A 13,347-nucleotide genomic window follows, 5' to 3' on the forward strand; every position below is an offset into this window, starting at 1 on the left:
CCGACAAGCGCAAGTTATTGCCACTTGTAGCCTGTAGCTTGTAACTCATCACTTCTTTCTTCCTTCTTTAACGCCCGCAAAGGTACGCAAGAAAACTATTTTAGAAAGTTCAGTTTTACTGAATAAATGTTCTAAAAAACCACTTTTGCACGAAACACTTCCTTTTGCAGGCTGTTGTATATATCTTAAACGACGCGAAAAGCATCGAAAACCAATTAATAACCTAAACAACTTAATTATGGAATGGATAATAAACCAGCTCAGGGAGCGCCCCGAACTTGCCATATTCCTCACCCTGTTTCTGGGGTTCTGGCTTGGCAAGCTACGCATCGGGAAGTTCAGCTTGGGGACGGTCACAAGCGTATTGCTTGTAGGCGTATTGGTAGGACAGTTGAAGATCGACGTACCAGGCCCCATCAAATCCGTGTTCTTTCTTCTCTTTCTGTTCGCCGTCGGGTATAAAGTAGGACCGCAGTTCTTCCGCGGACTGAAAAAAGACGGACTCCCCCAGGTAGGCTTTGCCGTGCTGATGTGTGTATCGGTATTGGTGGTAACCTGGCTTCTCGCCCTTGTAATGGGCTACAATCCCGGTGAAGCCGCCGGATTACTGGCAGGTTCGCAAACCATCTCCGCCGTCATCGGAGTAGCCGAAGACACCATGGCAAACATGGGACTGGACGAAGCGCAACGCCAAAGTTATATCAATATCATCCCCGTATCTTATGCAGTGACTTACGTTTTCGGTACGGCAGGCTCAGCCTGGGTACTCTCCTCCCTCGGTCCAAAACTATTGGGCGGACTGGAGAAAGTAAAAGCTGCCTGCAAAGAACTGGAAGCCAAAATGGGTAGTTCCGAGGCAGACGAACCGGGCTTCATGCACGCCGCACGCCCCGTAACCTTCCGCGCCTACAAGATAGAAAACGAATGGTTCAAGCAAGGCCGTCGGGTGATAGACTTGGAAATGTACTTCCAGAAAGATGGCAAACGCCTGTTCGTAGAGCGCCTGCGCAAGCAAGGAGTCGTTCGGGATGTGTCCCCGAATACCGTATTGAATATAGGAGACGAAGTCGTTCTCAGCGGACGCCGTGAATTCGTTATCGGCGAAGAGGACTGGATAGGCAATGAAATACAGGACGCACAATTGCTCGATTTCCCGGCAGAGACGTTACCTGTCACGGTCACAAAGAAAACGTTCGCCGGAAAGACAGTGGCAAATATCCGCCGGCACAAATTCATGCATGGCGTCAGCATCCGCAGCATCAAGCGTGCGGGAATTGAAATACCCGTATTGGCACAGACAAAATTGGATGCCGGCGACGTCATCGAAGTAGTGGGTACCAAGCAAGAAGTGGAAAGTGCCGCTGTACAAATAGGATATGTGGATCGGCCTACCCACCAAACGGATATGATATTCGTTGGATTAGGAATTCTGATAGGTGGTTTGTTCGGTGCATTATCCATCCACATCGGTGGTGTCCCCATCAGTCTGAGTACGAGCGGTGGCGCATTGATAGCCGGATTATTCTTCGGTTGGCTGCGCAGCAAGCATCCTACGTTCGGACGTATTCCCGAAGCTTCCTTGTGGGTACTGAATAATGTAGGGCTGAATATGTTCATTGCTGTAGTGGGAATAGCTGCCGGACCGAGTTTCATACAGGGTTTCCGGGATGTCGGGCTCAGTTTATTCATTGTAGGTGCCATAGCCACTACCTTGCCGTTAATCATCGGTTTGCTACTGGGTAAGTACGTCTTCAAGTTCCACCCTGCAATAACACTGGGATGCTGTGCCGGAGCACGTACAACGACAGCCGCACTGGGAGCAATACAAGATGCGGTGGAAAGCGAAACGCCTGCGCTGGGTTATACGGTAACGTATGCTGTGGGCAACACCTTATTAATAATATGGGGTGTCGTCATCGTACTGCTGATTTAACCTGGCGGATATAGCATACAACTGATATACCGTATGCAAGAAACTAATCACCGCTATGCGAAGAATTAATCTTCAGAATGCATATTATTATTCTTACAACAGCTATTGTAAGAAAGTAACATATCTATCGTAAAAAAGTAACACATCTGTTGTAAGATATAAAAACAATTATGGTATGAATAATTTTATGCATTTCCGAAAATAGATTCTTGCATCCCGAGAGTTAGTTTATCACACTCCCAGGATTAGTTTATTGAACCAAAAGATTATATGATAACAATTAAAACTTAACGATATGGATACCAAAAACTTAGAAAAGAAAATGGAAACGATCAGCCCATTCGAGCTGAAAAACCAATTGATCGATATGGCCGATGAAAGCCTGAAGAAAACTGCCCGCACGATGCTGAACGCAGGACGCGGTAACCCTAACTGGATAGCTACCACCCCTCGCGAAGCCTTCTTCCTCCTGGGACAGTTCGGACTGGAAGAATGTCGTCGCGTCATGAACCTCCCCGAAGGCATCGCCGGCATCCCTCAAAAAGAAGGCATTGCCTCCCGTTTCGAAGCCTTCCTCAAAAAGAACAACGCCGCCCACGGTGCCAAGCTCCTGGAGCAAACCTATAACTACCTGTTAATGCAACATGCCGCCGATCCCGACTCCCTGGTACATGAATGGGCAGAAGCCGTCATCGGCGACCAGTATCCTGTGCCCGACCGCATCCTGCATTTCACCGAAATACTGGTGCAAGATTATCTGTCGCAAGAAATGTGTGATAACCGCCCTCCACGAGGCACATTCGACCTCTTTGCCACCGAAGGCGGAACCGCCGCCATGTGTTACCTCTTCGACTCCCTCCAGGAAAACTTCCTGCTGGATAAAGGTGACGGCATCGCCCTGATGGTGCCCGCTTTCACCCCCTACATTGAAATTCCGCAACTAAGTCGCTACCAGTTCAACATGATAGAACTACATGCCGACCGCATGACGGACGACGGATTCCACCTCTGGCAATACAATGACAAGGACATCGACCGCCTGAAAGATCCCGCCATCAAAGCGCTCTTCGTGACCAATCCCAGCAATCCGCCCAGTTACGCCCTCAGTCCGGAGACGATGGCACGCATTGTCGATATCGTAAAGAATGATAACCCCAACCTGATGGTTATCACGGATGATGTATACGGCACATTCAGCCCGCACTTCCGCTCATTCATGGCTGAACTGCCGCACAATACGCTTTGTGTCTATTCCTTCTCCAAATATTTCGGAGCTACCGGTTGGCGTGATGCCGTCATCGCCCTGCACGAAGACAACATCTACGACAAGCAAATCGCCCGCCTGCCGGAAGATAAACGCAATGCACTGAATCGCCGTTACTCAAGCCTGACTCTGCATCCCGAAAAAATGAAGTTCATCGACCGCATGGTAGCTGACAGCCGACAGGTTGCACTGAACCATACCGCCGGCCTGTCATTGCCCCAACAGATGCAAATGAGTTTATTCGCTTCCTTCGCCCTGCTGGATAAGGAAAACAAATATAAACTGAAGATGATGGAAATCATTGAAAAGCGTCTGCATGCCTTGTGGGATAATACGGGATTCACATTGATAAAAGACCCGCTCCGCGTAGGATATTATACAGAGATCGACATGCTGGTATGGGCAAAGAAATTCTATGGAGATGATTTCGTAGAATACCTGAAACGTACCTACAGCCCGCTGAACGTCGTATTCCGCCTGGCGAAAGAAACGTCTCTCGTCCTGCTGAACGGCGGTGGTTTCGATGGTCCGGAATGGAGTATACGCGCCTCGCTTGCCAACCTGAACGAAAAGGACTATGTGGTCATCGGCCAGGGCATCAAACGGATTCTTGACGAATACGCAAAGGCATGGAAAAAGACTACGGAAAAATAATGCGGAACCGTGTCAACCCATCACTGTACGTACGCAAAGAGAACGTACACCCATGACGGGTAAGCACCTCGCGAATAAACACCAGACCGATTCCCTGCCCGTTCGGTTTGGTGGAAAAGAAGGGACTGAAGAGCTTTGCTTCAGTCTCTTTTGTTATACCGGGGCCATTATCTACCACTTCAATCGTGGTAGGAGCGATTGTACGGACTACAACCCTACCCTGCTGGATCGTTCCTTCGGGTGCATGTTCGATGCTTTCCGCAGCATTCTTGATAATATTCACCAATACCTGTTCCAAGAGTGCCGCATCAAAGCGTACCGGTTCCAACTTCGGATCACATTCCAGCCAGAGAAGGATATTCCGGTCGTTGCACATACCCTCCATAAAGCGCTTACACATGGAAGCCAGTTCATTCAGTTTGCCCGTAACCAAGGCGGGCTCAGGAATCTTCACGACATCGGCAAAACGAGTGATAAAGCGGCTCATAGAGAAGCAACGTTCTGTACAAACGCGCATTACATCGCAGATATCCTCCATATCCTCTTCAGTGGAAAGAGCTTGCTCCACGGTATCGAGGGTAGATGTAATACCCGCCGTCGTATTGTTCACCTCGTGGGCAATCATGCGGATCACCTTCTCATACGCTTTCTTTTCAGCACGCATCACCTCGTCCGTCATCTTCTCTATCAGATAGAAAGGATGATGAAAACCTCTGTCGATAAAGGAGGAATGGGTACACTTATAGATATTCGAGTCATTCAGACGCACCACTGCCGTCTGATCTTTTGAGATATTCGCCAGTTCTTCAGCCAAAGGAGAGTCTATATTCTCAATTTTCTTTCCCATAATCTCTTCCAGGCGTACTCCCATCATCTTCAATCCCATCGGATTGAGCTGGGATATTTCACCGTTCAGTGTGGTAATGACAACTCCCATCGGCGAAGCCTGGATAAGCAAGTCCAGGAAATGATTTTGCTCGCGCAGACGCAAACGTTCGTTCTTTAATTGCTCCATCATACGGTTGAACACATTTACAATGCGATCCGCCTCGTATTGCCCTACTTTGCTGAGCCTGCTGCTGAAATCCTGTTCGCGCAGCAATTCCATACCACTGCCGATAATATTCATCGGTTTCACAATCTTACGATAGAAGATAAACAGGAACACCAGGATAAATGCAATGATTCCCTCTACAATGTAGAGGTGCAACGGCTTCATCCCCTTCGCCAAGTAGAGAAGCACACCACCTAAACCCAGAAGGAAAAGGACAAGTATGGAGAAATAGAACTTTATTCTCACTTTTCTGTGACTGTTATATTAAACTTTTCCAGTCGGCGATAGAGCGCGGCACGACTGATGCCGAGCGTCATAGCTACCTGACTGAGATTTCCCTTATGGCGATCGAGCGCCTGCAAAATAGTCTGACGCTCTATTTCATCCAGCGTCATGCCTGCCAGAGACGATGCGTCCGAAGCCTTCACCGATTCATTAGGACGCAGATATTGTGCGTCGAAATCCGAAGCATCCAGCGTCGACTTTCCGCTGACGAGGATTGTACGCTCTACCAGATTCTTCAATTCACGGATATTTCCCGGATAAGGCAAGCGGGAAAGGAAGTTCAGGGCATCTGCCGAGAATTCCGTGCGGGGCAGTCCGTTAAGCTCTGCCTGGCGGTCGGCAAAGTGGCGTGCCAGCAAAGGAATATCTTCACGGCGTTCGCGAAGGGATGGCAACTTAACGGTTATCAGGTTGATACGATAAAACAAATCTTCGCGGAATGTACGTTCCGACACCATCTTGCGGAGGTCGGCATTGGTGGCGGATACCACCCGGATATCCGTCTTGCGGGGACGGCTGTCACCCAGCACTTCAAACGTCTGATCCTGCAATACACGGAGCAGTTTCACCTGACAGGAAGGATCGAGGTCACCGATTTCATCCAGAAAGATAGTACCCTTGTTGGCAAGTTCAAAGCGCCCTACACGGTCTGTTGTCGCATCCGTAAAAGCGCCTTTCTTATGGCCGAACATTTCGCTTTCAAAAAGGCTCTGCGAAATACCGCCCAGGTTGACCTTTACAAACGGCTGTTTCACCCGCTGGCTGTTGATGTGAATGGCTTCGGCAATCAGCTCCTTACCCGTTCCACTCTCACCGGTAATCAGTACCGAGGCATTGGTACGCGCAATGCGTGCCACCGTATTCAGCACTTCCATCAATCCCTGAGATTTTCCGATGATATGGCTGCGGTTCAGCGTCTCGCTCTGTTCTTCCGGTGCATCTTTTGGGACAGCAGTCAGTTCAAGGGCTGTCTCAATACGTTGCAGCAAAGCGGCATTGTTCCACGGCTTTGTGATAAAGTCGAACGCGCCCGCCTGCATACCCTGCACGGCAAGTTGTATACTTCCCCACGCCGTCATCAGGATAACAGGTACATCGGGGCGGAATATTTTCACTTGTTTCAGTAAAGTCAATCCCTCTTCTCCCGTTGTGGAAAGGGTGAAGTTCATGTCCATCAAAATGAGGGCAGGTGCCTCGGCACGCACCACATCCATTGCTTCGCGCGGTCCGGGAACAGTTTGCGCTTCATATCCTGCACGTTTCAGCATAAAACTGAGGGAAGAACGTACGGCACTATCATCGTCGATTATCAGTATCATAAGATTTCGTTGTTTTATGGTTTGCAAAAATAAACGATTTCACACAGAAAGCACAGAATAACACTGTTTTTTTCAATAACAAGCGAAAAACGGTTATGAGTTATAAGTTATTATTCATAACTCATAACTCAAACTCAGTCTCTCACAATTTCTTCAAAGTCCGCCTCCAGTTCACAATTCCGTTCAAAATCCCAAAGTGTCAGACTGCGGATTTGATAGAAATAGTACCAATAATAATAGAGCTCGGAAATATGTTTCTGCCTTGCTTCATCTTTTGATTTCTGTGCGTCGTTCAGGTCCAGCGTACTGATTTGTCCGATCATAAAGGTTTCCACACTGGTTTTATAACGTTTCTCGGCAATGCCGTCAGCTTCCTGTGCAATGCCCAATTGTTGTGCCTGATTATTGAAGTTCGCTACGAGCAAGAAAATATCCTGATTGAAGTCCATCTGTTCCTGCCGGATTCTGGAAAGCACCACTTCACGATTACTCTTTGCCACACGTACTTTTCCGCGACGTTTTCCCCAGTCCAAGATAGGAACTTTCACACCTACCTGCACAATCTGATTATCAAGCAGCCCCTTGTAAGCGGAAGTCAAATCACGATCCTGCCCTGTATAACCCACACTGGCAAACAAGTCGATGCTGCGCAAATTGCCGCGAGCCGTAGCCACTTCATAGTCCGCTTCCAACTGGCGACGACGGATATTCTGTGCAAACGAGTTCCGATCCAGAGCCTTGCTCAATACAAGATTATATTCCATTTTCATATCCGGTGCAGAATTCGGCAACATCGGATTCAGATTCTCATCTTCCGACAAACCGAGGAACGAACGCAACTGGAACATTTTCGCATTCAGGTTACTCTCCGCTTCCGTCACATCCGCCTTACCTTGCAAAGCATTCAGTTTCAACTGCAACAGGTCATTTTCAGAAATCTGCCCCATCTTACGCTTTGCCACTGCTACTTCATAGAGGCGGTCGGCATTCACTTTATTCTGGTGAGCAGTTTTCAAATTTTCTTTTGCCAGCAGCAGATTGAAGAAATAAGTGATTGTCTTCATCGTTACCTGTTCCGTAGCAGTGATAAAGGCAGCTTTTGCTTCTGCATATCTCACTGGTTCGATACGACGGTTCCATTTCAAGTTGTTCACTCCAAAAATAGGCTGCGACAATTCCAGGCTGACGGGGACGGACATAAACCGTTTATCTCCTCCGGATCCTAATTGCTTGATATATTCAAGAGAAGAAGCCAGTGACAGTTTACCACCCGTAAACCATAAGTTCTGGTCTATGGAGAGGGTTCCGGAAAGTCCCAGCGTATTGTTACGCACAAATGAGTAGGAACCATCCGAGTTTTGATATCTGCTGTAAGATTTATTGTAATTGGGTAAAGTACCGTTCAGATTCACTTCCGGTAACAGGTCGGCACGGAAAGTACGATATTCCCAGTATGAAGTCTTCAATTCATTCAGCGCTACGGCGGCATCCACTGACTGGGTACGTGCCAAAGCTATCGCTTCATTTAAAGTGATGAGACGTTCACGTTCGTTTGTCAATGTATCGTTCTGTGCAAAAGCGGCGAACGGAAATAGCATCCAAGCTGCGAGTAAAATATTCCTTTTCATGTTTATCAAAAAATAGTTGTAAACAGAAAAGCAAAGAGCGTGCCAAAGCGCCAGGATGCTTCTGGACAGGGGTGGGTGTTCATTATCGGACAGTGGGGATGTTCAGAAATGGACGGTAATTAGTGATTAGTGGGGTACTAATCACTTATCACTACCCCACTAATCACTAATTAAAGCACTCCCTTCGAACTCGGCAATTCAAAGTGATAGATATCCCTCTTCACCGCCATCTTTATAGCGCGGGCCAGCGCTTTGAAAATGCCTTCTATCTTATGGTGCTCGTTCTGACCTTCCGCTTTGACATTCAGGTTCATCTTGGCGGCATCGCTCAGGGATTTAAAGAAATGCAGGAACATTTCTGTCGGCATCTCACCAATCTTTTCACGATTGAATTCTGCATCCCATACCAGCCAGGGGCGTCCACCGAAATCCAGGCAAACCTGGCAAAGGCAGTCGTCCATCGTCAGGGCATAGCCATAACGCTCGATGCCACGCTTGTTGCCCAATGCCTGATAGATGCAATCGCCTAATGCAATCGCAGTATCTTCTATGGTGTGATGCTCATCCACTTCCAAATCGCCTTTCACATGGATCGTCAGATCCAGACCGCCATGCTTGCCTATTTGCTCCAGCATGTGGTCGAAGAAACCCAGTCCGGTATGAATGTCGCAGATACCGTTACCATCCAGATTCAGAGACACGAAAATATCCGTTTCCTTTGTTGTGCGACGTACTTCCGCTTTGCGTTCTCCGGCAAAAAGAAATTCGGCAACTTTATCCCAATCTTTCGTGACAAGGGCACATACATCTTCCAAACCTTCGCAGGCAGCAGTTCCACCTTCTGATTCCGGTTTCAGTAATGTAGTATCATCCTGCAAATAAATGGCCCGGCAACCCAGATTCTTAGCCAGTTCCACATCCGTCGGACGGTCACCGATAACGAAACTTCCGGCAAGATCGTACTCCGGATTATTCAGATACTTCGTCAACATCCCTGTGCGCGGCTTCCGGGTAGGTGCCATATCTTCCGGCATGCTACGGTCGATGAAGATTTCATCAAACGTAATCCCTTCACCCTCCAGCGTCTTCATCATCAGGTTATGCGCAGGCCAGAAAGTTTCTTCCGGGAAAGATGCCGTGCCCAAACCATCTTGATTAGTCACCATCGCAAACTCGAAATCCAATTTGCTACGGATGAAGCCCAGGTTACGCATCACTTTGGGATAAAACTCCAACTTTTCCAGCGAATCCAACTGGTAATCTACGGGCGGTTCAAGCACCAAAGTCCCGTCACGGTCTATAAATAATACTTTCTTCATGTACTCAAAAATTGTACTTTGTAAATTATCAGATTATAAATCCCTGCAATGCTTCTATCAGTTTATCATTCTCCATCCTTGTTCCTACCGTCACACGCAGGCAGTTGCCACAAAGCGATATAGAATTACGGTTGCGGACGATGATCCCCTCTCCTACCAGATAATTATAGATTTTCACCGCATCCGTCACCCGTGCCAGGAAGAAATTGGCATCAGACGGAAATACTTTCACCGTCAACGGCAGTTCGGAAAAACGTTTCTCCAAATCCTCGCGTTCCTCTTTCAATCTCTTCACCCAACGCTCTATCTCATAGTACTTGTGCAACATCTCTATTGCCTGTTTCTGAGTCAGTTGGTTCACATTATAAGGATACTTTATCTTGCTCAGGATACCGATGATTTCCGTAGAAGCAAACGCCATTCCCAGGCGGATAGCCGCACAGCCCCATGCTTTAGAAAAAGTCTGGAACACAACAAGATTCGGATATTTATCTAAATCCAGCAAGAACGACGGGGATTCTGAAAAGTCACTGTACGCCTCATCCAGTATCACCAACCCTTCAAACTCACGCAGCAACTTCTCTATCTCACTGCGCAACAGATCGTTTCCGGTAGGATTATTAGGCGAGCACAGGAAAATCAGCTTTGTCCGTTCATCCGCAGCCGCCAGCAACTTATCTGCCGAGAACTGGAAATGCTCGTCGAGCAAGACTTTGCGATACTCCACATTATTCACATCAGCACATACCTGATACATGCCGTAAGTGGGATCGATAGCCACCACATTGTCCACTCCCGGCTCACAGAAAGCACGGAAAACCAAGTCGATAGCTTCGTCGCTACCATTGCCCAGGAAAATATGCTCGGGAGCCACCTTCTTTATCTTGGAAAGTTCCGTTTTCAGTTCCCACTGCATCGGGTCGGGATAGCGGTTGTGCGGCAGGTTGTACGGATTCTCGTTCGCATCGAGAAATACCGATGCCGTTACACCTTTATATTCATCACGTGCCGAAGAGTAAGGTTTCAGCTTCCAGATATTCGGACGGGTCAGTTCTTGCAATGTTTTCATGATCTATAATATGATAAAGTATTGAACACTGATTACGCGAATTACACAAATTTCATCTTTACCCTTACTCGTGTAATCCGTGTAATTTGCATTCTATATTGTTTTTAATCTCACTGTTACCGCATTCTTATGCGCATCCAGATGTTCGTTCGCCGCCATCTCTTCAATAGCAGGACCGATATTCTTCATACCTTCCGGGCGGATTTCCTGGAACGTAATCTTCCGGATAAAACTATCCAGACTCACACCGCTATAAGCTTTTGCATATCCGTTCGTCGGCAAGGTATGATTCGTTCCCGAAGCATAGTCTCCCGCACTTTCCGGTGAGAGCGATCCCAAGAAAACGGAGCCCGCATTCACCACACGTTCTGCCACCTGCATATAGTCCGCAGTTTCCACAATCAGGTGTTCGGGCGCATATTCGTTCGTCAGTTCGATGGCCTCTTCCATATCTTTCACCACAATAAGCTTACTGTTGGCAAGAGACTTCTCCGCAATTTCCTTACGGGGCAGAAGTTCCAACTGACGTTCTACCTCCTCTTTCACAGCCTGTTGCAAAGCCTCCGAAGTGGTAATCAGCATCGCCTGACTATCCACACCGTGTTCAGCCTGGCTCAGCAGATCCGCAGCTACAAATACCGGATTCGCCGTTTCATCCGCCAGCACTTCCACTTCCGATGGACCGGCAGGCATATCAATCGCCACATCACGCAGACTGACCAACTGTTTCGCTGCTGTCACATACTGGTTTCCCGGACCGAATATTTTGTAAACCTTCGGCACGCTTTCCGTTCCGTAAGCCATCGAAGCAATAGCCTGCACGCCACCTGCCTTGAATATCCGGTTCACCCCTGCCACCTGTGCAGCAAAAAGAATAGCAGGATGCACCCTTCCTTCTTTATCCGGCGGTGTGCAAAGCACAATCTCCTTACAACCCGCAATCTTCGCAGGCACAGCCAGCATCAGCACCGTAGAGAACAGAGGAGCTGTTCCTCCGGGAATATACAATCCCACCTTTTCAATAGCCACCGCCTTTTGCCAACACGTCACGCCCGGCATGGGTTCCACCTTCTTGCCCTCAAAGCGCTGTGCAGCATGGAAAGTCTCAATATTCTGTTTAGCCAGACGAATAGCCGCCTTCAGCTTTTCATCCACCAGCGTCTCCGCTTCTTTCAGTTCCGCCTCCGTCACCGCCAGCGATGTCAGCTCCGCCTTATCAAACTTTGCCTCCATCTCCAGCACCGCACGGTCACCGTCCGATTTCACGCGGTCTATAATCCCTCGCACCGTATCGAACAGATTCTCAGTATTCATCACCGGACGTTTCAGTATCTCCGCCCACTGTGATCTATCCGGATTATTTATTAATTTCATACCCTATTCCATTTTTTATATTCATTCTACACCATCACCCCTACACTATCACTCCGAATGGTCTCCGGCCTCACTGTAGGAGCGTCAAACGCAGGTAGTATTTTCAGCGTCAAGAAGGGCAGGCTGTTTGAGCGTAGCGAGTTCCTGCCCTTTAGCTGAAAATGCTACCGGAGTAGCTCCGGAAGTGCAGCCTTGAGTTTTTCTTTTGGTATCTTTTCTTTTGTCTCAAGACAAAAGAAAAGTACATCACAATATCATTTTTTCAATCGGCAGCACCAAAATTCCTTCTGCCCCCAGCGACTTCAGTTTTCCTATAATCTCCCAGAAGCACTTTTCATCCAGCACCGTATGTACTGAGCACCAGCCCTCCTGTGCCAACGGCATCACCGTCGGGCTCTTCATACCCGGAAGCACCTGGATAATCTCTTCCAAACGTTCCTTCGGTGCATTCATCAGCACATACTTCTTATCTTCCGCCGTCTTCACAGCATCCATACGGAAAAGCAATTCTTTCAGGATTTCCTTTTTCTCGTCGCACAGATTCCTGTTACCAATCAGCAGTGCTTCCGATTTCATCACCACTTCCACCTCTCTCAACCGGTTACTCACCAACGTAGAACCCGAACTAACAATATCAAAAATCGCATCTGCCAGTCCGATGCCCGGTGCCACTTCTACGGAACCTGTAATCACATGTATCTCCGCATTCACATTCTGAGTTTTCAAGAATGTACTGAGGATACCCGGATACGACGTCGCAATCTTCCTTCCTTCAAACCACTGCACACCCGGATATTCGATATCCTTCGGAATAGCCAGTGACAAACGGCATTTGCTGAATCCGAGACGCTTTACAATCTCTGCATTTTCATTCTTCTCCACATATTCATTCTCGCCTACGATACCTATATCCGCCACGCCTGTTGCCACCGACTGCGGAATATCATCATCACGCAAAAATAACACCTCTACAGGAAAATTAGACGATTGTACCAGTAGTGAACGTTTCACTGCATTCAATTTGATATCCGACTCTCCCAAAAATGACATCGTCTCGTCATAAAGACGACCTTTAGCTTGTACTGCAATTCTTAATAACATAATCTTATTTATAATTTTACGATTTAACTACTCACAAAAACTAAACTAGACTTAACTAAACTCTTGAAAACAAAAAACGAGGCTTGCCATTATCCGGCAAGCCTCGTCGTTTATATGTTTATTCATTATGCACATACAATCATACGCCTACCGATTATTCGTCAGGTAATGATGATGGTGATGATGTGCAACAATATTTTTCATACAATTCTTTTGTTTTGATGCGACAAAAGTAAACTATCCGTTTGAAACTTCCAAAGATTTATCACAAAAAGTTTCGTTTTCCTATCATTTTCTTAGTTTACGTTACAAATTACACTGATTTGCATAGATCAATTTATTACGGG

9 protein-coding genes are annotated in these 13,347 nt (G+C 47.4%); 2 read left to right on the forward strand and 7 right to left on the reverse strand.

Annotated elements, in window-relative coordinates; all coding sequences use genetic code 11:
- Positions 1-238 precede the first annotated feature (238 nt).
- Together aspT and aspD are read left to right on the forward strand one after the other, a co-directional pair.
- Complete coding sequence (gene aspT / locus BACCELL_RS22965; protein WP_007214507.1) at positions 239-1,933, forward strand: aspartate-alanine antiporter; 1,695 nt, start codon at positions 239-241, stop codon at positions 1,931-1,933.
- A 295-nt stretch (positions 1,934-2,228) separates the two neighbouring features.
- Positions 2,229-3,851 carry an aspartate 4-decarboxylase gene (gene aspD / locus BACCELL_RS22970; RefSeq protein ID WP_007214508.1) on the forward strand — a complete coding sequence of 541 codons (1,623 nt, stop codon included), beginning with the start codon at positions 2,229-2,231 and terminating at the stop codon, positions 3,849-3,851.
- Here the strand turns inward: aspD and BACCELL_RS22975 are convergent.
- From BACCELL_RS22975 to hisG, 7 genes are all read right to left on the reverse strand, one after another.
- A complete protein-coding gene (locus BACCELL_RS22975) occupies positions 3,838-5,151 on the reverse strand; it encodes a sensor histidine kinase (protein WP_007214509.1) in 1,314 nt (437 codons plus the stop codon). The genes aspD and BACCELL_RS22975 overlap by 14 nt on opposite strands.
- Positions 5,148-6,509 (reverse strand): sigma-54-dependent transcriptional regulator, encoded by a 1,362-nt coding sequence (locus BACCELL_RS22980; protein WP_007214510.1) that lies wholly within the window; start codon positions 6,507-6,509, stop codon positions 5,148-5,150. Before BACCELL_RS22980 ends, BACCELL_RS22975 begins: the two co-directional genes overlap by 4 nt.
- Before the next feature lie 134 nt (positions 6,510-6,643).
- A complete protein-coding gene (locus tag BACCELL_RS22985) occupies positions 6,644-8,137 on the reverse strand; it encodes a TolC family protein (RefSeq protein WP_007214511.1) in 1,494 nt (497 codons plus the stop codon).
- A 170-nt stretch (positions 8,138-8,307) separates the two neighbouring features.
- Positions 8,308-9,456: a bifunctional histidinol-phosphatase/imidazoleglycerol-phosphate dehydratase HisB gene (gene hisB / locus BACCELL_RS22990; protein WP_007214512.1), complete on the reverse strand. Its 1,149-nt coding sequence runs from the start codon at positions 9,454-9,456 to the stop codon at positions 8,308-8,310.
- A gap of 28 nt (positions 9,457-9,484) precedes the next feature.
- Complete coding sequence (gene hisC / locus BACCELL_RS22995) at positions 9,485-10,525, reverse strand: histidinol-phosphate transaminase (protein WP_007214513.1); 1,041 nt, start codon at positions 10,523-10,525, stop codon at positions 9,485-9,487.
- Between the two features lie 93 nt (positions 10,526-10,618).
- A complete protein-coding gene (hisD, locus tag BACCELL_RS23000; RefSeq protein WP_007214514.1) occupies positions 10,619-11,899 on the reverse strand; it encodes a histidinol dehydrogenase in 1,281 nt (426 codons plus the stop codon).
- A gap of 246 nt (positions 11,900-12,145) precedes the next feature.
- Positions 12,146-13,000, reverse strand: a complete 855-nt coding sequence (gene hisG / locus BACCELL_RS23005; RefSeq protein ID WP_007214515.1) for an ATP phosphoribosyltransferase — start codon at positions 12,998-13,000, stop codon at positions 12,146-12,148.
- Positions 13,001-13,347 lie beyond the last annotated feature (347 nt).

Source organism: Bacteroides cellulosilyticus DSM 14838 (assembly GCF_000158035.1).
Classification (GTDB): Bacteria; Bacteroidota; Bacteroidia; order Bacteroidales; family Bacteroidaceae; genus Bacteroides; species Bacteroides cellulosilyticus.